This window comes from Bifidobacterium thermophilum (assembly GCF_037482445.1).
Taxonomy (GTDB): domain Bacteria; phylum Actinomycetota; class Actinomycetes; order Actinomycetales; family Bifidobacteriaceae; genus Bifidobacterium; species Bifidobacterium thermophilum_B.
Window position 1 is genome coordinate 224,523 of sequence record NZ_JBBHLY010000002.1, and the last position, 21,005, is coordinate 245,527.

General features: G+C 66.4%; 12 protein-coding genes and 1 pseudogene. 8 read left to right on the plus strand and 5 right to left on the minus strand.

Annotated features, from left to right (window positions below; all coding sequences use genetic code 11):
* Positions 1–19: 19 nt before the first annotated feature.
* The 3 genes and pseudogenes from galT to WD012_RS02605 all read right to left on the minus strand — a co-directional run bounded on the left by galT (position 20) and on the right by WD012_RS02605 (position 3,376).
* Entirely contained in the window at positions 20–1,285 is a 1,266-nt protein-coding gene (gene galT / locus WD012_RS02595; RefSeq protein WP_339562226.1) for a galactose-1-phosphate uridylyltransferase, read from the minus strand.
* 324 nt (positions 1,286–1,609) lie between these two features.
* Positions 1,610–2,392, minus strand: a pseudogene (locus WD012_RS02600) (DeoR/GlpR family DNA-binding transcription regulator); the annotation flags it as partial.
* Between the two features lie 207 nt (positions 2,393–2,599).
* On the minus strand, positions 2,600–3,376 hold the full coding sequence (locus WD012_RS02605) for a polyprenol monophosphomannose synthase (protein ID WP_339562227.1): 777 nt from the start codon (positions 3,374–3,376) through the stop codon (positions 2,600–2,602).
* 94 nt (positions 3,377–3,470) lie between these two features.
* On the opposite strand from WD012_RS02605, the gene WD012_RS02610 reads away from it, so the two are divergent.
* The 8 genes from WD012_RS02610 (at position 3,471) to WD012_RS02645 (ending at position 18,927) form a co-directional block, all read left to right on the plus strand.
* Complete coding sequence (locus WD012_RS02610; protein ID WP_339562228.1) at positions 3,471–4,616, plus strand: quinone-dependent dihydroorotate dehydrogenase; 1,146 nt, start codon at positions 3,471–3,473, stop codon at positions 4,614–4,616.
* 121 nt (positions 4,617–4,737) lie between these two features.
* Positions 4,738–6,171, plus strand: coding sequence for a serine/threonine-protein kinase (locus WD012_RS02615; protein WP_339562229.1), 1,434 nt, complete (start codon positions 4,738–4,740; stop codon positions 6,169–6,171).
* 87 nt (positions 6,172–6,258) lie between these two features.
* Positions 6,259–12,315 (plus strand): Ig-like domain-containing protein, encoded by a 6,057-nt coding sequence (locus WD012_RS02620; RefSeq protein WP_422614346.1) that lies wholly within the window; start codon positions 6,259–6,261, stop codon positions 12,313–12,315.
* Positions 12,305–13,555, plus strand: coding sequence for an AAA family ATPase (locus WD012_RS02625; protein ID WP_339562230.1), 1,251 nt, complete (start codon positions 12,305–12,307; stop codon positions 13,553–13,555). Before WD012_RS02620 ends, WD012_RS02625 begins: the two co-directional genes overlap by 11 nt.
* Before the next feature lie 46 nt (positions 13,556–13,601).
* On the plus strand, positions 13,602–14,822 hold the full coding sequence (locus tag WD012_RS02630) for a DUF58 domain-containing protein (protein WP_339562231.1): 1,221 nt from the start codon (positions 13,602–13,604) through the stop codon (positions 14,820–14,822).
* Complete coding sequence (locus WD012_RS02635) at positions 14,819–17,263, plus strand: transglutaminase TgpA family protein (RefSeq protein WP_339562232.1); 2,445 nt, start codon at positions 14,819–14,821, stop codon at positions 17,261–17,263. Before WD012_RS02630 ends, WD012_RS02635 begins: the two co-directional genes overlap by 4 nt.
* Positions 17,260–18,129 carry a PP2C family protein-serine/threonine phosphatase gene (locus WD012_RS02640; protein WP_339562233.1) on the plus strand — a complete coding sequence of 290 codons (870 nt, stop codon included), beginning with the start codon at positions 17,260–17,262 and terminating at the stop codon, positions 18,127–18,129. Before WD012_RS02635 ends, WD012_RS02640 begins: the two co-directional genes overlap by 4 nt.
* A 30-nt stretch (positions 18,130–18,159) precedes the next feature.
* Entirely contained in the window at positions 18,160–18,927 is a 768-nt protein-coding gene (locus WD012_RS02645) for a variant leucine-rich repeat-containing protein (protein ID WP_339562234.1), read from the plus strand.
* 108 nt (positions 18,928–19,035) lie between these two features.
* On the opposite strand, the gene WD012_RS02650 is transcribed toward WD012_RS02645, so the two are convergent.
* Together WD012_RS02650 and WD012_RS02655 are read right to left on the minus strand one after the other, a co-directional pair.
* Positions 19,036–19,650, minus strand: a complete 615-nt coding sequence (locus tag WD012_RS02650) for an FHA domain-containing protein (RefSeq protein WP_339562235.1) — start codon at positions 19,648–19,650, stop codon at positions 19,036–19,038.
* A 143-nt stretch (positions 19,651–19,793) separates the two neighbouring features.
* Positions 19,794–20,921: an NADH:flavin oxidoreductase/NADH oxidase gene (locus tag WD012_RS02655; protein WP_339562236.1), complete on the minus strand. Its 1,128-nt coding sequence runs from the start codon at positions 20,919–20,921 to the stop codon at positions 19,794–19,796.
* Positions 20,922–21,005: the final 84 nt, after the last annotated feature.

Sequence of the window (21,005 nt, forward strand, 5' to 3'; positions counted from 1 at the left end):
GTTTGCTGGTGCGTTGCGTTCAGTCGTCGATATCGATGGGCCCGAGCTCGTGGAAGCGCTTGGCGATGAGCTCCGGCGTCGTGTCGGACACCCATGCCGCCATGCCTGATTCCGAGCCCGCCAGATACTTGATCTTGTTCGCCGCCCGGCGGAAGGAGAAGAACTGGAGGTTGAGCCGGTAGTTCGCACGGCGGGCGTCATGGATCGGCGCCTGGTGCCATGCGGCGATATACGGCAGATCCATGCCCTTGCCGTCGCCCTTGTCGAAGAAGGCGTTGCCGCGTTTGAGCAGCGTGGAGTACATCTGCGCCAGATCCCAGCGTTCCTGGTCGTCGAGTTCGTCGATAGTGAGCACGTCGCGCACCGGGGCGACATGCACTTCCAAGGGCCAGCGCGCGGCGGCGGGCACGTAGGCGACCCAGCTGTGGTTGCGCATGACGACCCGCTCCCCCGCCTCGATTTCGGCGTTCATGAGGTCGCGCAGCAGGTTGCCGCCGGTACGCTCATGATACGCTTCGGTGTGCTGCAGTTCGGTCTCCAGTTTGGGCGCGATGAACGGATAGCAGTAGACCTGGCCGTGCGGGTGGGCGAGCGAGACGCCGATCTCCTGGCCGTGGTTCTCGAACGGGAAGATCTGCTCGATGCCCTCGATATGCGAGATCTCGGCGGTACGGAAGGCCCACGCCTCGACGACCGTTCGCAGCCGGCGCACCGGCAAGTCGGCGGGCAGACCGTGTTCGTTGGGGTCGAAGCAGATGACCTCGCACCTGCCGCCGGCCATGTTCTGCTGCCACAGCGGGTTGCCGTCGACATATGTCACCGTGTCGGGCACGCCGGGCACGCGCACCATGGAGGGGAACCGGTTCTCGAACACGACGACGTCGTAATCCGTGTCGGGCACTTCGCCGTCCTGATACGGGTCGCCGGGTTTGCGAGCGGCGAGCGGATTGCCCTTCGCGGTGGCCCCCGGACCCGCGGTGATCGGCCGGTTCATACGCGCGGTGGCCATGGGGATCCAATCGCCGGTCAGCGGGTCGCGGCGCATCTGCGGCGCGGCATACGGCACCTCGTTGCCGTCGGCGTCCAGATGCGGGGCGAACCGGTAGGCGAGATGGCGCGGGTCTTGCAATTCGCGGGTTTTCTCGCCGCTGACGTATGCGGGGTCGTCGTCAAGATAGAAGAAGTCACGCCCGTCGGCGAGGGTGGTCGGCGTGATACGGATGTTGGCGTTTGCATAGGCGCCGGGCTGGTAGTACTGCCATGTGGATGGTGCTGGGGTGGTCATCGTGGGTCTCCTTTGATGGTGATGCGCCCGGTATGGTGTCATGGCCGGCGTGGCGGGCGGGATGCCGGTCCGTGCCGATGGCAGGCGGCGACGTCTGCCGTCGGACGAGGGTCAGTCTGCGGTGGACGCCCGCATGGCCGCCGTACGGCCGGTGCGCGGGGAACGGTTGCGGGAGGCGTCGGCAAGCGCGGCGAAATCGTCTTCGTCGTCGAGCGGGGCGGCGTATCCCGCTCCCCCGGCTGCGGCATGGCTGCCGACGTGCTCGGCTACGACGCTGTTTTCCGTCGGGTGCGCATGGTGGTGCGGGCGGGCGGCGTCATCGGGTTCGTCTTGCTTGGCGAGGACGAGCTCCTTGACCAGATCTCGGGTTTTGGCGACGGAATCGGGGTCGAGCCCGTCATCGGTGATGACGGTGTCGACCTGGTCGAAACTGGCGAACAGGGACAGCGAGGTGCTGCTCCATTTGGTGTGGTCGGTGAGGATGATGGTGCGGTCGGCGATGTCCATCATGGCCATGTCGGTGGCCGCTTCCAGCGAGTTGGGCATGAGGAAGCCGCGTGGGATGGACACCGAATGCGTGCCGAGGAACACGGTGTTCACGCGCAGGGACTGGACGACCTTGTCCGCGATCGGCCCGACCAGGGAGTTGGAGCGGGTGATGACGCCGCCGGTGACGATCACCTCGACATCCTTGGATTCGAGCGCCTGGACGAGTTCGGCCACGGGGATGGAGTTGGTGAGGATGGTGATGCCGCTGGACTGCTGGGATTCGAGCAGGTGCTGGGCGAACACGTAGGCCGTGGTGCCGCCGCCGATGGCGATGACGTCGCCCGGGGACACGTAGTTGACCGCTTCTTGGGCAATGGCGTCCTTGAGGCCGATATCCATCTGCGATTTGACGGAAAACAGGGGTTCGCTCAGCAGGGTGCTGGTGGTGACCGCGCCGCCGTGGACGCGTTTGAGCAGGCCCTTGTCGGCGAGTTCGGCGATGTCCCGGCGGACGGTCATGGCTGACACGCCGAGCTCCTTGGACAGCGCGGTGATGCGCACCGCGCCGCGGGTGCGTAGTCTGCTGAGGATCAGATGCTGACGTTGTGACGAAATCATATGAACATTATCGCACATATTTGCGCACACAAGTGACTTACATGAACGTCAAGCGCACCATCAATCAGGAAAAGTGAACAAAAACGCTAATTTTCCGCGTATTGCGCGGAGATGCGAACATAACCGAACGCACGCAGACGGCTACGCCCGGCGTGTCGGCACCATGTCTGCACCATGCCGGCACGGCACGGCACCGATACCGTACCGTCACCGCGCCGGACGGCGACCATGCGCGGCACGCATCCGCTCAACGCCCCACACGGTGACGCATCGCATCGCTTCGATGACAATCGCCGAATCCATCTTCGAGACGCCACGGCGACGCTCGGGAAACACGATCGGCACCTCGAGAATCCTGCCGCCGACCGCAGCGGCGCGCCTGGTCATATCGATCTGGAAGACATAGCCGTTCGCCTGCACGGACCGCAGATCCATACGCCTGAGCAGGTCCGCCCGGTAGGCGCGGAACCCGGCGGTCATGTCATGTACGCCCAACCCCAGCATCGTGCGTGCATACCATGATCCGCCCCGGGAAATCAGGTCGCGGTACCACGGCCACCCCTCCGTGCGCCCGCCCGGCACACGCCGGGAGCCGATCACCAGGTCAACGCCGCGGTCGAACCGCATCACCTTGAGCATCCGCGCCAGATCCTGCGGCCGGTGCGAACCGTCCATATCCATCTCGCACACCACGTCATACCCACGGTCCAGCGCCCAGGCGAAACCCGCCAGATACGCCGGACCCAAACCGCCCTTGCCCTCGCGGTGCATCACATGAAGCCGGCTGTTCTCCCCCGCCATGCGCTCGGCGAGCTCACCGGTGCCGTCCGGCGAACCGTCGTCGACCACCAGCACGTCGATATCGGGGTTGTACGCGAACACGCCGTCCAGCGTAGTGCGCAGGTTCTCGCGTTCGTTGTACGTGGGCATCACCACGCACACGCGTCCTGCGACCGCCGCAGCCGATTGCGCAAGTGCCGTCATGCTTCCCCTTTCATGCCATCCAGGCTTGTGACCTTGAGCTTACTGTACCCGCGTTTGTTGCGAACACGCTGACAACAGTGCCACAATATGCACTATGAGTTACGTTTCCGAACAGCCTTTGCACGACGCCGTCAACAAGGCGACCACCGACCTCTTCACATTCGGCTACAAGCACATCGTCAAACCGTTCTTCGTGTTCAACCACACGCCCGACACGGCCCACGACCAGATGATCGAATTCTGCCGGGTCACCCGCAACATACCGCCGCTGATGTGGCTGCTGCGCGAAATGCTCGACTACACCGACCCGATCCTCGAAACCGATGTCATGGGCGTGCATTTCGGCAATCCCTTCGGCCTGTCCGCCGGGCTGGACAAGAACTGCGACATGCCGGTGCTCCTCGACAACGCCGGGTTCGGGTTCGAGACGGTCGGCTCGACCACCGCCCGCCCCTGCGCCGGCAACCCGCGGCCGTGGTTCCACCGGCTCCCGGAATACGATTCGATGATGATCCATGTCGGACTCGCCAACGACGGCAGCCAGACCGTGATCCCGCGGGCCGAACGCGCGTGGGACAAGGCGAAGACCATGCAAGTGTCGGTGTCGATCGCCCGCACGAACGACGACCTGTGCGGCGACATCGACGAAGGCATCGAGGATTACTGCACCTCGATGCGCCGGGCGGCGGGCCGCACCGCGATGATCGAAGTCAACATCTCCTGCCCGAACACGCATGTCGGCGAACCATTCGGCGAGCCGGAAAACCTCGACCGGCTGTTCACCGCGCTGGACAAGATCGACCGCCCGCAGCCGGTGCTCGTCAAGATGCCGCTGAACAAGACATGGCCGCAATTCCGAGAGCTGCTTGACGTGCTGGCAGAGCACAACGTGCAAGGTGTCAGCATCGCGAACCTGCAGAAAGACCGCAGCGGCATGGAGATCCCGGCGGCATGGAAGGGCGGACTGAGCGGCGGACCGACGTACCGGGCGAGCAATGCGGTGATCCGCCAGGCCTACCGCGAATACGGCGACCGCTTCGCCATCGCGGGCATCGGCGGCGTGTTCACGCCCAAGCAGGCGTACGAGAAGATCCGCGCGGGCTCAAGCCTGGTCATGTTCATCTCCTCGCTCATGTACCGCGGGCCGCAGCAGATCACCGTGCTCAAGCGCGGGTTGGCCGAGCTGCTGCGCGAGGACGGCTTCGAGCACGTCAGCGAGGCGGTCGGCGTCGACGCCTGAGCGTACGGCGTTACGGTCGCGACGGCGCCGACGCGAAACCGCCCGAGACGGGACCGCCGAGCATGGCACCGATCGGCGAGGACAGTAGATAGAGTCAGGGAGAGTCAAGGAGGGACCGGCGATGCAACCCCATGCCCCAGCCCATATCCCCGGGTATACGCCCATCACACGGCTGGGCGCCGGATCCGAAGCCGACGTGTACCTCTACCAGCAGCACTCCCCCACCCGGCAGGTGGCCATCAAGATCAGCAAGAGGACACTCGACCCGCGGGCGGCCGCCAGTTTCCGTACCGAGGCGAATTTCATGGGCCAGGTTTCGGCGCACCCGTACATCCTTTCCGTGTTCGACAGCGGGGTGACCTCCGACGGCCATGGCTACACCGTGTTCGAATACGCTCCGGGCGGCAATTTCAAGACGTTTCTCGACCATGACCGGCTCGACGCGGACCAGATGCTCACGGTCGGCATCGATCTGGCGAGCGCACTGTTCACCGCGCACCGCAAGGGCATCGTCCACCGTGATATCAAGCCGAGCAATATTCTGATCAACGCGCAGCATATGCCGTTGCTGGCGGATTTCGGCATCGCCGGGTCGGTCTACGCAGGCCCTGGCGTAGGGTTCACGATCGCCTGGGCGCCGCCGGAGGTGCTTGCCCGCAGCGGTGGCGGCAATGAATCGTCCGACATCTATTCGCTGGGGGCGACGCTGTTCGCGCTGGTGACGGGCAGGTCACCGTACGAGTACGCGTATGCCGACCTGTTGGGCGATCTGCGTGGGGCCCACCGGGCGAAGCGGCTGCAGGCGATTGTGCTGGATAAGCCGTTGCCGGCGTTCGATTGCCCCGGCATTCCCGCGCCGGTGGAGCGGGTGCTGCGCAAGGCGTTGAGCCGGACGCCCGGGGACCGGTATTATTCCGCGCTGGAATTCGCGCGCGCCATGCAGCGCGTGCAGCGCGAGGTGTACGGGCACACCACCAGGACCACGGTCGAAGGCGTGCCTGATTTCCCGCCGGACCTGCTGCGGCAGCCGGCTGCCGTATCTAGGCCTGCCGTAGAGCCGCAAGCCCGGCCGTCGTGGACGAGGCCGCTGGCTGTCGCGCTCGCGGCGGCGGCTGCGATCGCGGCGCTTGCGGTGGTGTTTGCCACCGTGGTGGCGCCGCATATGGATGCCGCGTCCAACGGCACCAGGGTGCAGGTGAGCGGTTCGGGGGCCGGCGGCGCTTCCACGCGGCATGGTGACAGCCCGGATTCGGCGATCACCTCCGGTAGCGTCCCCAGTGTCGAGCATCTGACCGGCACGTATGCCGCCTCGGGGGATACGGTGACGTTCACATGGACGAATCCGTCGCCGCAGGACGGTGACGCGTACGCGTGGTCACCGGTCGGCGATGCGTCCGGTTCGGCGGCCGCGCAAGGTACCGGCGCGGTCACGGAGTCCACGAGCGTCGAGGTCGACGCCTCGGATGGCGCGCAGACCTGCATCCAGGTGAGTCTGGTCCGCAAGAACCGGCAGATGTCCGACACTCCCGCGATCGCGTGCGTCACTAGGCCATGACAGCCATGACAGCCAGATACGAGCGGAAAGCCAGCGTTTCAGCACATGTTTGAGGGAAAGGGCCAGCCGATGAGCAAGAGCAGCACCATGGGGCGGCAGCCGGCGCATACGCCGGGACGCCGGCCGCGTTTCGGGGCGATACGCCGGATGGCGGCAGCCGGCGGGCGCACGTGGGTCATGCCAGTGGTCATGCTGGTCCTGCTGTTGGGGATTGTCGCGGGGTCGATCATCGTCAGTTCGGTGACGCAGCCGCACGTGCAGCTTGATGACGGCACGGTATGGGTCACCTCGCTCAAGGACCATAAGGCCGCGCGCTTCAATGTGAAGAACAAGGACGCCGACGCCGGCGTCGCCTCGAAGGCCGCGCGCTTCGACATCGCCCAGCATGACGGCGACACCGTGCTGTCCGAAGGCACGAAAGCCAGCAATATCGCGGCTTCCACGGTCAGTGAGAGCGGCAACACGACCATCACGTCCGATATCGAGACCGTTGTCGGGGGCTCCACGGCGGCACTGTTCGACACCAGGACCGGCAACGTGTGGGTGGGGTCGGCCTCGGACGTGAAATCCATGAGCCCCGCCGCCGACAGCCCGAAGATGAAGCTCGGGGCTGGCGGTGCGATCGCGGTGGCCCATGACGGCACGGTGTACGGGTATCGCGCGTCCGACCACACGGTGCTAGGCATGGACGGCCCGCAGGACACGCCCGGCAAGGTGGCTGTCATCGAGGGCGCGGCAAACGCGGAATCGTTCACCGTGGTGGACGATACGCCGGTGGTGGCAGGCGGCGGCAAGGTGTTCTGGCCGTCAGGCAGCGCCGATATCGGGCTGGCGGGCAGGGCGACGCTGCAAGCCCCGTCCACCGACGGCAGGCAGCAGGGCTGGGTGGCGGTCTCGACGCCGCGCGGCATCAGCATCATCGACCTGCGCAGCAAGAAGGCCGTACCCTTGCCGAACTCCGGCAAGGGTGACGCCGCACAGCCGGTGTCGACCGGCGGATGCGTGTTCGCGGCGTGGGCGCAGCGGGCCAACAACTACGTCACGGTGTGCGATGCGGACGGCTCCGGCGCGAAGTTCACGTCGCTGCAGGCGGTCAACCCCACCTCGCAGCTGGTGTTCCGCACCAACCACCGTCTGGTCGTCCTCAACGACGTCATCAACGGCAATGTCTGGAACCCGCGGGAATCCACGAAAGTCATCAAGATCCAGTGGAACAAGGTGGACACCAAGCAGTCCAGGCAGCAGGAGCAGAACAACGACAGCGCCAACAACCAGCAGCATTTCAGCAAGTCCTGCTCCTCGCAGTCCGGGCAGATCAAGGCGCAGGATGATGCGTTCGGCGCACGCACCGGATCACAGCAGATCCTTGACGTGCTGCGCAACGACGAGCAGACCGACTGCTCGGTGCTGCGCATCGATTCGGTCAGCGCGCCGGACGGCGCCGATATCACGGTCTCCCCGATTTACGACGGCCGGTATCTTCAGCTTGACGCCTCGGGCGCCGCGGCCGGGACCGTGACCTTCAGCTACGAGATCTCCGATGGGCGCGGGCAGACCTCGAGCGCCAACGTGTCGCTCGACCTGACCGCGGGGGCCAACCGTGCACCGCTGCAGATCGACACGCCCCCCGAGGTCGATGTCGAGCAGGGGGCGTCGACCACGGTCAACGCGTTGGGAAGCTTCCGCGACCCTGACGGCGACCCCCTGACCCTGGTGTCGGCTGCCCCGCAGAACACCGACCAGGTGACCGTGTCCACGCGCGCCGACGGCCAGCTCGTCTTCAACGCCGGTTCGATGCCATCGGGGCGTGCCGGCATCGAGGTCACCGTATCCGACGGCCAGCAGATCGGCACCGGGATGATCTACTTCTCCGTGAAGCCGGCGAACACCCTCGCCGCCACCATCGACCCGGTGGTCAGGCAGACCACGCCCGACACGCGTACCACCATCGCGCTCAGCCAGTATGTCCACGGTACGTCGGTCGAGCCCGCGCAGCTGACCGCGGTGGAATCACCCACCGGCGTGTCCGCCACCATGAACGCGACCGACATGTCGATCACGTTCAGCGCAAGCAATCCGGGCACCTACTACGTGCCGTACACCATCACGCAGGGGTCCATCCCGGCCACCGGCCTGGTGCGGGTGGAAGTGCAGGCCGTCACGGGGGATGCCGCCAAGCCGGTCGCCGCGAACGATGTCGCGCTCCTCGGCGCGGACAATACCGCGATCGTCGAACCGCTCGCCAACGACGTCGACCCGCTCGGCGGCGTACTGTCGGTGACCAGCGTCGCCGCGGACTCGCAAAACGGCATCAAGACGGGCATCGTCAGCAACAAGCGGGTCTACATCACCGCCCGGCGTGTGCCGACCCAACCGGTGCAGCTCACCTACACCGTGGCCAACGCGGCCGGGTCGTCGACCGGCGTGATCACCTTGCAGCCGCCGGCGCTGACCAGTTCGAACTCCGTGCCGAAAGCGGGCAATATCACCGCGCAGGTGCGCACCGGCGGCATCGTGTCGGTGGATGTGCTCGACCACGTCACCTACTCCGACGGCACCACGGTGAAGCTGCAGAACAATCTTGAGGTCGACAAGGACACGTTCAAGGGCCTGGTGTTCGTCTCCGGCAATACCGTGCGCTATCAGGCCTCCAAGCAGACCGGTTCCTTCCCCATCACCTACACAGTGAAAGACAACCTCGGCAACGCGGCGTCCGCCACGATCACCATCAACGTGCATGAGAAGGACGCGTCCAACAAGGCGGCCCCGACACCATCCGACGTCGAGGCGCAGGTCGCGGCCGGGCAGAAGGTCCGGATCCCGGTCACCCTCACCGGCATCGACCCGGACGGCGATGACGTGCAGCTGCTCGGTCTGGGCAACAAGGCGCCGAAACTCGGGCGCATCACCGAGGTGGGCGCCACGTACCTGGTGTACGAGGCGTACGCGGATTCCTCGGGCACCGACACCTTCTCCTACGCCGTGGAGGATTGGACCGGGCAGCGGGCGACCGCGCAGGTACGTGTCGGCGTCTTCTCCTCAGGCACCGATTCCGGCGTCTACGCGCGCGACGACGAGGTCACGCTGCGCCCGGATACGGCGACCACCGTGCCGGTGGCGCAAAACGACATCTCCGGCGACAGCACGGACCTGACCGTCGCCGACCACGTGGAATCGCAGGGCATCGCCGGCATCACGGTGAACGACAACATGCTTTCGTTCACCACCCCCAGACAGCCGGGCACGTATTACGCGGTGTACACCGTGAAGAACAAGGCCGGCCTGTCCGATACCGCGACCTTGACGGTGAACGTCGACGCGAACGCGCCCATCGACCCGCCGACCGCCTACGATTACCGCGTGCCCGCCGCCGCGACCATCGACAGGAAGTCCGTGGACGTGGATGTCTCGCAGTGGATCGCCAACCCTTCGGGCACGGCCGACGAGCTGAGCGTGGGCGTGGACCCTTCCGCCGCCGACCATGCGCACGTCAAGGGCGGCAAGGGTTCCACGACCATCACCGTGGACCTGACCGATGAGGCGCGTGCCGTGCCGTACACCGTGACGAACACGACGTACGGCATCACGTCCACCGCGTTCATCCAAGTGCCGGCGTACGGCGTCTTCCCGCCGACGTTGCGCCCGAAAGCCCCGGCGTTGAAAGTCAACGCGCGTGAGACCATCACCATCAACATCGCCGATTATGTGCGCGTGGGGGCGGGCAAGACCGCCTATGTGGACGGCGCCGATTCGGTGAGCGCCACCAAGGCCGCGAACAGCGACCTGTATGTCAACGACCAGACGTTGCAGTTCACCGCCCCGAAGGATTACGCGGGCCCGGCCTCCATCACCTTCACCGCGACGGACGGCAAACGCGGCAAGGACGATACCGTGAAAATCGTCAATTCCGCGGTGCTCACGCTGCCGATCACCGTGATCGGCCGTGACGTGCCCGCCCCGACGTTCTCCTCCCCCACCATCGACGTAGCAGCCGGGGAAAGCGCCACCACCATCGATCTGACGGCGCTGACCCATTCGTCCTCCGGCCTGTACGACGACGAGAAGCAGTACACGTATTCGGGCGGGACGAGCGCCGGCGGCATCGAGGCCAAGGTGGGTGCCGCGGGCAAGCTGACCGTGTCGGCGGCCAAGACCACCGCCCCGGGCACCACGGTGAGCGTGCCGGTGAACATCACCTACGCGAAAGGCACGGTGAACGCCGGCGTGACGGTGCGCGTCACCGCATCCAACAGGCCGCTGGCGCGCGTGGCCGGCAAGAGCGTGAAGATCAAGGCCGGCTCCACCGAACAGGTGAACATCCTGTCTGACGCGTACAACCCGTTCCCGGACACTGCACTGGCCGTCACCGGCTGCACGGCGGACAAGAGCGCGAAATTCACCGTGTCCTGCCCGTCCAGCGGCGTGGTCTCCATCACGGCGGCCTCCGATATCGGCGCGAGCAGCAACACCGTGGTCGTCACTGTGCGTGACGCCACCCAGACGCGGGAACGTGAGACGACCGGCACCATCAACGTCTCCGTGAGCGACAAGCCCGACGCGCCGCTGCTGTCGGCCGTGTCCACCAAGCCGCAGGACGGCAGGATCGACCTGAGCTGGACCGCGGGGGCGGCCAACGGCAGCCCGATCACCGAATACAAGGTCACCTGGAGCGGCGCAGGCTCCGGCGAACGCTCATGCGGGGCTGCTACCTCATGCACGATTGACGGGCTGAGCAACGGCAAGACCTACACGTTCAGGGTGCAGGCCAGGAACGAGGTCGGCTGGTCCAAGGAATCCAACGCCGTGGACGGCACGCCGGACAAGCTGCCGGACGCGCCGACCGACGTGGGCATCGAGGGCGGGGAGCGTTCCATCACCGTCACGTGGAAGGCACCGAGCGGCAACTTCTCCTCGGTCGACGGCTACCGTGTCACGCTGAGCGGCACGAACGCGCCCGCCCCCCAGGAGACGACCGGCACCAGCGCCACGTTCACCTTCGACGACAACGCCATCATCGACGGCGTCTCCTACAAGGCGAGCGTCCAGGCGCACAACAAGGTGAACTGGAGCCAGCCGTCCAAGGAGTCCGGCGACGCGAAACCCTGGGGCAAACCCGACGCCCCGCACATCACCCTGACGAACGATGACACCGTGGGAACGGTCACCGTCGAATCGGTCGGCAACACCCGCAACGCCGGGTGCAAGGCCATCGAACTGTCCGGCGACCTGGACCTGACCGTCGCATGCTCCGGGTCGAAGACCTTCGACATTGCGGAACGTGACCTGAACACCAGGCAATATACCGTCCATGCGACGGTCGTCGGCACCAAGGCGACGCGCAGCGACCCGGCCACCGTGACGTTCACGCCGCATTACACGGTGGAGACGCCGGCCTCGGTCAAGGTCACCGGCAAGGGGGACACGTGCAAGGTCGAATGGGTCAGGCGCGGCCACGCCGACGGGTTCACCGTACAGGCGGCCGGCTTCGTCCCCTACGTGGCGCAGGCCTCAGAGCACGCGTACGACTTCCGGCTCGCCCCATGGCAGTCATGCACCGCGGGCAGTGTCGCGCAGATGTTCAACGGCGCGGCGAGCGAGGCGGTCACCGACGCCATGGCCCAGCCGTACGTGAACAAACAGCAGGCGGCGGTCAGCGTACCGGTCCTGCGCTGGAACGCGAAGGACGCGAACATCATCGATGTGGACGGCGGCGCGGTGACCATGTACGGCCAGTCCGGGACCGTCGCGATTACGTTCAGCGCCAACGGCAAGTCGCACGATGTCACGTGGACGCCCGGTACGCATTCGCTGGACGTCAAGGACCTGCTGCCGGCGGGGGCCGACTACACGTGGAAGGTGAAGGTGACAGGCACCGACCCGGCGTTGAGCTGCGAGGCCGACGGCGGGCGGCTGCTGGACAGGGACCGGTATCGCACGCCCACGCCGAAGCCCGACCCGAGCCCAAGTACCGGTACCGGCGCGGCCACGAAGAAGAGCGCGAACGCCGCTTCGATCACCGTGCCGTTCCCACGCCGCCAGGACGCCCTGTTCCCGCGCATGCAGGCAGGGCCCACGGCGTGGGGCGGAACCCGTACCATCGCAGCAATGACAACCCGACAGCAAGGAGCACCCCATGAGCACTGACAACAGCGACGCAACCCAGTTGGGTTCCCTCGGCCACATGCCGCAGCAGCCGCGCATACCAGCGCAGCCGCACGTGCCGCGGCAGCCGGCCATCCCGACACTCGGCGGGCAGCCGTCACTGCCCGGGCATGGGCCGGATGACGATGCGGAAAGCACGCTGCTGGGCACGCACGCCACCACGCGCCCGGCAGCGCCCGCGGCTACAGCGCACTCCTCACAGCCGCAACCCGCACAGCCCGTACGCCCGCGTCCGGCCGCCGCCGGCCTGATGTCCGCGCCGCCTGCGGACATCACCGAATTCCATGGCATGTTCTCCAGGCTCGTCGACAACGTCTCCCAGGTGGTGGTCGGCAAGGAGACGCCGATCCGCCAGTGTGCCACCGCCCTGGTGGTCGGCGGGCATATCCTGCTCGAAGACAACCCCGGAACAGGAAAAACCCAGCTGGCCCGAGGCCTGGCCAACTCGATCGACATGCCGTTCAAGCGCATCCAGTTCACGCCGGACCTGCTGCCGTCCGACGTGGTCGGCGTCACCTACTACGACCAGAAGCGCGGCGAGTTCGAATACCGTGAAGGCCCGATCTTCGCGTCCATCGTGCTGGCCGACGAGATCAACCGCGCCTCGCCGAAAACACAGTCGGCGCTGCTCGAGGTCATGGAAGAGCAGAACGTCACCGTCGACGGCGTCACCCACCCGGTACCGCAGCCGTTCATGGTCATCGCCACCCAGAACCCCATCGAGCAGCTCGGCACGTACAAGCTGCCCGAAGCGCAGATGGACCGCTTCCTCATCAAGACGGCCATCGGCTACCCGAGCCACGAGGCGAGCGTCGATATCCTCAGGCAGGTCAACGTCACCGACCGTGCCGCCACCGTGCATCCGGTACTCACCGGCGACGACGTGCTGCGCATGCGTCGCATCAGCGAGCGCGTGCATCTTGACGATGCCATCCTCGAATACATCGTGCGTCTGGTGGAGGCGACCCGTCACAACGAGCGCATCCAGGTCGGGTCCTCCATGCGAGGCGCGCTGGCGCTCGCCCGTTGCGCGCGCGTGTGGGCGGCCTCCGACAACCGCGGGTACGTGGTGCCGGATGATGTGAAAGGCCTCGCCGTGGTGGTGCTCGCGCACCGCATCACGCTCACCGCCGAATCCACGTTCGCGGGGGCGACCCCCGAGCAGGCGATCGGGCAGATTCTCGACGACGTTCCCGCCCCGACCCTGGGCGCCAACGCCTGAACCGTGCCGGCAGGGCACACGCATACACAACCGGAAAGGTCAAGGAATGCGGCAATTGCACACAACACGGCGTACGGGGGCGTTCCAACGCTCCCTACGCCGCATCGGGCGCCGGGCCGGGCGGCTGGTCACGTCGACCGTGTCCCCGCTCGGTTGGCTCGTCATCGTTCTCGCCATCGCCTCGGGTGTGGCGTTCGCCCGGCTGGGATGGCATGAGCTGCTCGCCATGGTGGTGGTGTTCGCGACCATGGTGGTCTGCGCAATCGCGATGTCGCTGGGCAACACCGCGTTCAAGGCCTCAATCGCCGTGTCCCGCAGGAGGGTCGCCGTGTCGGATACCGTGGATGTCGATGTGAATGTGGACAATCCCGGCCGTACGCCGACCGCCTCGGCGCGTGGCGACCTGCCGATCGGCGGGCATCATGAGCGGTTCACCATCCCGATCCTCGCCGCCGGCCAGTCACGCCATACCAGTGTGCAATTCACCGCTGTCGCAAGGGGTGTCCTGCCTGTCGGCCCCCTGTCCATCCGCAAGGGCGACCCGTTCGGCCTGATCAGGCGTGAACGGCGGCTCGCCGAGCATATCGACGTGTTCATCCACCCGCGCACCGTGATGCTCGACACCCTGAACGCCGGCATCCCCCGCGACCTGGAGGGGCAGCCGAGCGGCGAGATCGTCGATGACGACCTCGATTTCTATGGCCTTCGCGAATACGAGCCCGGCGATGACGTGCGCAACGTGCATTGGCTGAGCTCCGCGAAAACCGGTTCGCTCATGATCCGCCAATATGAGGCCACCCGGCGTACCGACACCGCCCTGACCATCGGCGTCGACCCCAACGATTACCGAGACGCCGGGGAATTCGAGCTCGCCGTGTCCGTCCACGCGTCCATCGGCGTGCAATGCCTGCAGCAGGGCCGGCCGGTCACCGCCCACGCCGGCATCATGCACACCACGCCACGGCATGCCACCGAGTTCCTTGACGGGTGCAGCGCCATCACCCCCGATATCGACGACAATCCCAATCTTTCGCAGGGCACGCTCGTCCACGCGCCTGACGCGACCTTCTATTTCTTCACCGTAGGCGGTCTCAAGCCCATCGACGTCATCAAGCGCATGACCCTGGCCCTGCCTGCCAGCGCGACCTGCGTGGTGTTGCAGACCGCGCCCGGCCAGCCGCGCGGCATCACACGGTATGCCGGGTTCACGCTGGCCACCGTGGGAGACCTCACCGACCTGCCGATCATCATGGGGGTACTGGCATGAGCACCGACATGAATACCGCCGACGCCGACTTCACCGGTACTACGGGGTTGGGCGTGACCTCGACCGTCACCTCGACCTCGACCGAAACCGGCACGTGGGCGGATGCCACGCATTCGGCGATCTGGATATCACGGGACACCGGCAAACCGCCCCTGCCATCCGCCCGCCGGCCCCATGCCGCACAGGCCGCGAGCCTGCTGGTCGCCGCCGTACTGACCCTGCTCGCCGCAAGCAACCTCATCGACGTGTACGGCTCCGCGCTGTTATGGGCGGCAGCCGCGATTCCCGCGACCCTGATCGGCTCGCTCATCGCGTTCGCCGGGCTCATCCCCGCGCTGCGCCTATGGTGGCAGATCCTGTTCATGGCGCTCGCCCAGCTGGTGGTCGGGCCCGTGCTTATCCTCAACGACACCACCATCGCGCATGTCATCCCCACGGTACGCACGCTCAGGCAGGGGTGGACGCGCATGCTCGGCTCATTCAAGTACCTTCTGGCGGTCGATCCGCCGACCGGCACGGGCGACGGGTCGCTGCTGGCCGTGTGGACGATCTGCCTGTGGGCGGCGCTGCTGACCGGCATCGTCGCCGTGGCGCGCGACGGGCGGCTGACCATGCTCGCCGTCATCCCCGTGGCGGCGGATCTCGCCGTCTGCGCGCTGCTCGGCTCCCAGACCGGTTTCCAGCGTATCGCCGTAGGGACCGTCACCGCCATCGTCCTGGTGGTGTGGATCGGGGCGCGCTGGAACCTGCTGGAGTTGGGCCGGTGGCTCAGCACGGCGATCATCATGCTGCTGGCCGCCTCGCTGGCGGTCGGCGGGTGCCTCATGGTCGGGCAGCATCGTACGATCCTGCGCGACCATTACGAGCCGCCGCTGAGCCCCTACGAGTATTCGAGCCCGTTGAGCGGCATGCGCTCCTACATCAAGAACCACAAGGACGACGTGCTGCTGACGGTCACCGACCTGCCCGCCGGGTCCACGGTGCGGCTCGCCGTGATGGACCGTTTCGACGGCAACGTGTGGAACCTGTCCGATACGGCGATGGCGGCGGACTCCTCCAGCTACCGCCGTGTCGGCACGAGCATCCGCAATACCGCGCAAGGCAAGCGGTTCACCGCCGCCTTCACCGTGGACGACGGGTTGGACGATTACTGGCTGCCGCTGGCCGGTGCGGCATCCAGCGTGACCTTCTCCAAGGCGTCGGACGCCGACTCGTTCTACTACAACACCGACACCATGTCCTCCATCTACCCCGCCCGCACGCGCGCAGGCCTGTCGTATACGGAAACCGGCGTAATCCCGGACACCCCGACCGACAAGGAGATCGCCAAAGCGGCCGCCTCCCGGATCAGCCAGCCCAAGGCCGAGGACGTGCCCGACAGCGTGGACAAGCTCGCCACCGCCATCGCCGGCGGACAGGCGGGCGGCGGCGAGGCGGCACAGGCCCTTGCGGACAAGCTCAAGGAGACCGGATGGTTCTCGCACGGCCTGAGCGGCGACTACCCCTCGAACGCCGGCCACGGCAACTATCGTATCGACCAGCTGCTCGCCGGCTCCGCCATGGTCGGCGACAGCGAGCAGTATGCCTCCGCGATGGCGCTCATGGCCCGTAGCCTCGGGCTGCCGAGCCGCGTCGTGCTGGGTTTCGTGCCGAAGAACGACGAGGGCGATATCAGCGACAGCCGCACCAGGAAGCACGGCGGACGGACGGTCACCGAATTCACCGGCAACGATGTGACCGCATGGGTGGAGATCAGGCTCGACGGCTACGGCTGGGTGGCGTTCTACCCGACGCCCAAGGAAACGAAGGTCCCTGACGAGAACCAGAACCTGACGCCCCCGAACCCCAAGACCCTGGTACGCCAGCCCCCGGTCCCGCTCACCGACCCCCTGCGCGATGACAACCAGGCCACCAGCAAGTCGTCGATCGGCGGCAGCATGGCCGATGAACCTCCGCGCAACGCGTCCTGGCAGCGCGCCGTGCGCATCATCCGGGCGGTCGCCATCTACGGCAGCCCGCTGTGGGTGCTGCTCATCGTCGTGGCGCTGCTGCTGGCCATCAAGGCGGTCGCGCTGACGCGTTCGCGCCGGCATGGCAGCGCTTCGCAACGGGTCGCCGCCGGATGGCAGGCCGTCACGGCGCTCGCGTTGCAGAGCGGCCTCGATATCCGAGGCACCAGAAGCGAGCAGGCGCAAGCCATCGCCACCCAGATGGGGCTCGATTCCGGCGTGCTCGGGACCTTGGGCCGGCAAGCCGACTATGTCTCATTCTCCGGCCGGCCTGTCGACGCCGGCCAGGCGGAACAGTACTGGCGCGACGTACTCAAGGAGCGCGGCATCATGCTCAAATCCATGCCCCTGCTGCGCCGGTGGCGTGCCAGACTCTCGCTTGCGGGTGTATTCCATGCCCGGGGCGGCACCAGGAAAGGAAGGGACTCATGAGCCTGCTCACGGTCACGGTCGGGCTGGACACGAATGTCGGCCTGGTACGCAAAACCAACCAGGACAATCTCTATGCCGGCAACGGCGTGTACGCCGTATGTGACGGCATGGGCGGCGGCAAGGGCGGTGAGCGCGCGAGCGCGGATGCCGTCTGGCGTCTGGCGCAGCTGGCCGAGCGACCTCGACGCGGGCTGGACGATATCGGCGCCGCGCTGCGGCAGGCCCAGGATGATGTCCTCGCGTTGGGCGGGGAGCTGGGCGGAATCGCCGGTACCACGGTCACCGGTGTGGTCCTGCCGACGCGTCTCGGCCCGGACGGCGGCAGTGCGGACACGCGCTGCTATGTCGTCAATGTGGGCGATTCACGCACCTACCATATGGAGGCCGGCAGCGGCGGCGCCTGGCTGGCCGACTCCCTGGTGTGCATCACACGCGACCATTCGAAGCGCCAGGCCGCCGTCGACGCCGGGACGATGACGCCCGAGGAGGCAAGCCGGCGTATCCCGCGCAATATCATCACGCAGTGCATCGGGTCGCCTGACGGTATCCGCCCCGATTGGTATGCCGCGCCCGCATCCGGCCGGTTCATCATCTGTTCCGACGGCCTGCACGCGCAGGTCGGCCATGATCGGATCGCCGCACTGGCCGCGGCGGATGCGGACCCCCAGGCCGCGGCGGATGCGCTGGTCGACGCCGCGTTGCAGGCGGGCGGCAGCGACAACATCTCCGTCCTGGTCGTGGACATGCATGCCGCGAATCCGCCGGACGCCGGATGGCATGCCGGCAGGATCGGCGAGCACGAGGACATCGATGACGCGTTGGATGGCACGTTGCACACGCTTCGGGCCGTGTCGTCGCTAAAATAATGGAAGGCAAGACAATAAGGAGAGCACACCATGGTTGACTTCGATGCCGCGGTCGCGGCGGTGCAGGATCCGAACGCCGATCCGGTATTCCTCGCGAAGATCGCGTATGAGAACCCCGAGTTCGGCGCGAATGTCGTCGCGAATCCCAGGGCGTACCCGGGGTTGAAGCGCTGGGTCGCCGAGTTCGGTGACGAGCGTGCCCGCCAGCAGCTCATGGCCATGGGCTGGCCGGTCCCGCAGACCGGTATCCGGCAGCGACCTGCCACCGAACCGGCGGCGGAACAGCCCGCGGAACAGTACGCTGCCGCACTGTCGGCGGACGACCAGCCGGCGTCGGCTTCCGCCAGTGCGAGCCAGGCGGATGAGCCCCAGAGCGGGCACGCCGCATTCGCCGCCACGGATACCGCCGCTGATACGGCCACTGATGCCGCCCCGGCGGAAGCCGCCACATCGCAGGCAGACGAGTACGCCGCCCAGGTACAATCCTGGCAGGAAGCCGATTCCTTCCAGTCCCAGCCGGCAGACGACACCCAGGGACAGCAGGAGGTCGCCCAGCAGGCCACGGCCACGCAGGAGGCACCTGAAGCCCCGAACGCCGATGCGGCGCAGCCGAACGGATACACCGCGCAACTCGCGATGACCACGACCGACCAGATGCTCATGGCGCACATCGCCGGCGAGGCGCCCGAGCTTCGCCCTGCGCTCGCCCGCAATCCGAATATCTACCCGGAACTGCTCCAGTGGCTCGCCCAGTTCAATGATTCGGCGATCAACGCCGCCATCCGTTCGCGTCAGTAAGGCCGCGGATACACATTGAAGGGGGTGCCTCGGCGTTTCGAGGCACCCCCTTCAGTGTTTCCTGCCAGTGTTCCTGACCGCCGGATTCCCGTCTTGCCGGTCTGGATGTCAGCGCTGTTCGAACGAGAAGAACTGGTCGCCGATGCGGATGGTGCATGGGGCTTCGAGCCTCATGCGCTCATGCTCCACCTTGGTTTCGGTGTCGTCGCGGATGATGTACGTGCCGTTGAGCGAATCGTAGTCCTCGATCCACAGCGCGCCGTCCTTGTCGAAGCTGATGGCCGCGTGGTTGCGGGAGATGGTACGGGTCGGGTCTTCCAGCTTGACCGCCTTGACGCCCTGGGGCAGGTCCTGTGAGGGCTTGCGTCCCAACAGCACGCCCGTGTCCACGATGACGCGCTGGCCGGTCTGCTCGTTATAGAGCGTGTATTCCTGCTTCGGGGCCTGTGCGGTGAAAGCCGAAGACAGTACGGTGCCTTCCCAGTCGATATCGTCGTCGTCCTGGCTTGCCGTCCGGGGTTCCGCCGCGAGATCCGCGGTATTCGCGGCATCAGCGGCATCAGCGGTCTGTTCGGCGGACGCGGCCTCCGGGGCGGCTGTGACATCCGGGGCGCCCATAACATCCATGGCGGCTTGAGTTGCGGCGGCCTGCTGCGGCATCACTGTGGTGTCATCGTCATACCAGCCGGGTTCCGGCGGGGGTGGATATGGTAGCACACTCATGATTCCGATTATAGGCGGACGTCTGCCGTGCAGGCCGTCCCGTTTCCCGGTTCAGAGAGGTGAGCACGACAGCCCCCGGGGCGCTCGGCATGCGTGTCAGGCTGCCGCCCGCCCCGGGACCGGTTCGCCGGCCGTGACGGGTGTCAGTGGAAGGCGCCGCGACGGTACTGGTCGGCGTAGGGTGCCTGGTCGGCGGGCACGCCAAGCTTGTATGCCGCACGCAATGGCCAGTACGGGTCGCGCAGCGCCGCCCGGCCGATTTCCACGACATCCGCCTTGTCTTTGCGTACGATCTTCTCCGCCTGCTTCGGTTTGGTGATCAGGCCGACCGCGCTCACGGGGATCTGCGCCTCCTTGCGGATCGCCGCGGCGAACGGCACCTGCCAGCCCGGCTTGACCGGTACGTTCACATGCGGGATGATGCTGCCGGTCGACACGTCGATGAGGTCCACACCATGTTCCTTGAGTACGCGGGACAGTTCCTCGGTCTGCACCAGGTCCCAGCCGCCGGCAGCCCAATCGGTGGCGGACACGCGCACGACCAGCGGCATGTAATCCGGCAGCACTTCGCGGACCGCGTCCACGACCTCGACGACGATCCGCATACGGTTCTCCAGGGAGCCGCCGTATTCGTCCTCGCGCGTGTTGGTCAGCGGATCCAAAAACTCCGAAAGCAGATAGCCATGGGCGGCGTGGATTTCAACCATATCGAATCCGGCTGCGACAGCCCGGGCCGCCGCGTCACGGAACTGCGAGACCACCCCGTGGATGTCGTCGCGGCCCAGCTCACGCGGCGTATCGAGTTTCGCATACGGGATGGGGCTCGGCGCGACCGTCTGCCAGCCGCCCTTGTCCTGCGGCACGTTCTCGTGGATATAGCCCAGCGAGAAGCTACCCGTATTGCCCTTGCGGCCGGCATGGTTGAGCTGCACGCCGATGTGCGCCCCGGTCGCCTTCGCCCCGTCGACGATCCAGCGCCATGCCTGGATCTGGTCGTCGTTCCACAGGCCGACATCGCACGGGGAGATGCGGCCTTCCGGACTGACCGCGGTGGATTCGACGATGACCATGCCGAACCCGCCGATCGCGCGCGAGACGTAATGCTGGTAGTGGAACGGCGTCGGCTTGCCGTCCTGCGCGTACACCGAATACGTGTCCATCGGCGGCAGCCAGATGCGGTTGCGCATCCTCAGGCCGCGCAGTGTGAAGGGTTCGAACAGCCTGCTGTCCGTACGCTCCTCGGGTTCCTTGTCTTTGCTGTCTTTGGTCATGTCGTCTCCTTTCCATGGGGTGGCGGATTCAACCCGGCGCATGCCTTGCGCGGTGTTCCGTCAGCCCTTGGTCCCATGTGTCTC

What these genes read in the sequence shown, in the direction of transcription:
- galT (WP_339562226.1), bottom strand. Translation starts at nt 1,285, where the DNA reads ATGACCACCCCAGCACCATCCACATGGCAGTACTACCAGCCCGGCGCC.
- WD012_RS02605 (WP_339562227.1), bottom strand. Translation starts at nt 3,376, where the DNA reads ATGACGGCACTTGCGCAATCGGCTGCGGCGGTCGCAGGACGCGTGTGC.
- WD012_RS02610 (WP_339562228.1), top strand. Translation starts at nt 3,471, where the DNA reads ATGAGTTACGTTTCCGAACAGCCTTTGCACGACGCCGTCAACAAGGCG.
- WD012_RS02615 (WP_339562229.1), top strand. Translation starts at nt 4,738, where the DNA reads ATGCAACCCCATGCCCCAGCCCATATCCCCGGGTATACGCCCATCACA.
- WD012_RS02620 (WP_422614346.1), top strand. Translation starts at nt 6,259, where the DNA reads ATGGGGCGGCAGCCGGCGCATACGCCGGGACGCCGGCCGCGTTTCGGG.
- WD012_RS02625 (WP_339562230.1), top strand. Translation starts at nt 12,305, where the DNA reads ATGAGCACTGACAACAGCGACGCAACCCAGTTGGGTTCCCTCGGCCAC.
- WD012_RS02630 (WP_339562231.1), top strand. Translation starts at nt 13,602, where the DNA reads ATGCGGCAATTGCACACAACACGGCGTACGGGGGCGTTCCAACGCTCC.
- WD012_RS02635 (WP_339562232.1), top strand. Translation starts at nt 14,819, where the DNA reads ATGAGCACCGACATGAATACCGCCGACGCCGACTTCACCGGTACTACG.
- WD012_RS02640 (WP_339562233.1), top strand. Translation starts at nt 17,260, where the DNA reads ATGAGCCTGCTCACGGTCACGGTCGGGCTGGACACGAATGTCGGCCTG.
- WD012_RS02645 (WP_339562234.1), top strand. Translation starts at nt 18,160, where the DNA reads ATGGTTGACTTCGATGCCGCGGTCGCGGCGGTGCAGGATCCGAACGCC.
- WD012_RS02650 (WP_339562235.1), bottom strand. Translation starts at nt 19,650, where the DNA reads ATGAGTGTGCTACCATATCCACCCCCGCCGGAACCCGGCTGGTATGAC.
- WD012_RS02655 (WP_339562236.1), bottom strand. Translation starts at nt 20,921, where the DNA reads ATGACCAAAGACAGCAAAGACAAGGAACCCGAGGAGCGTACGGACAGC.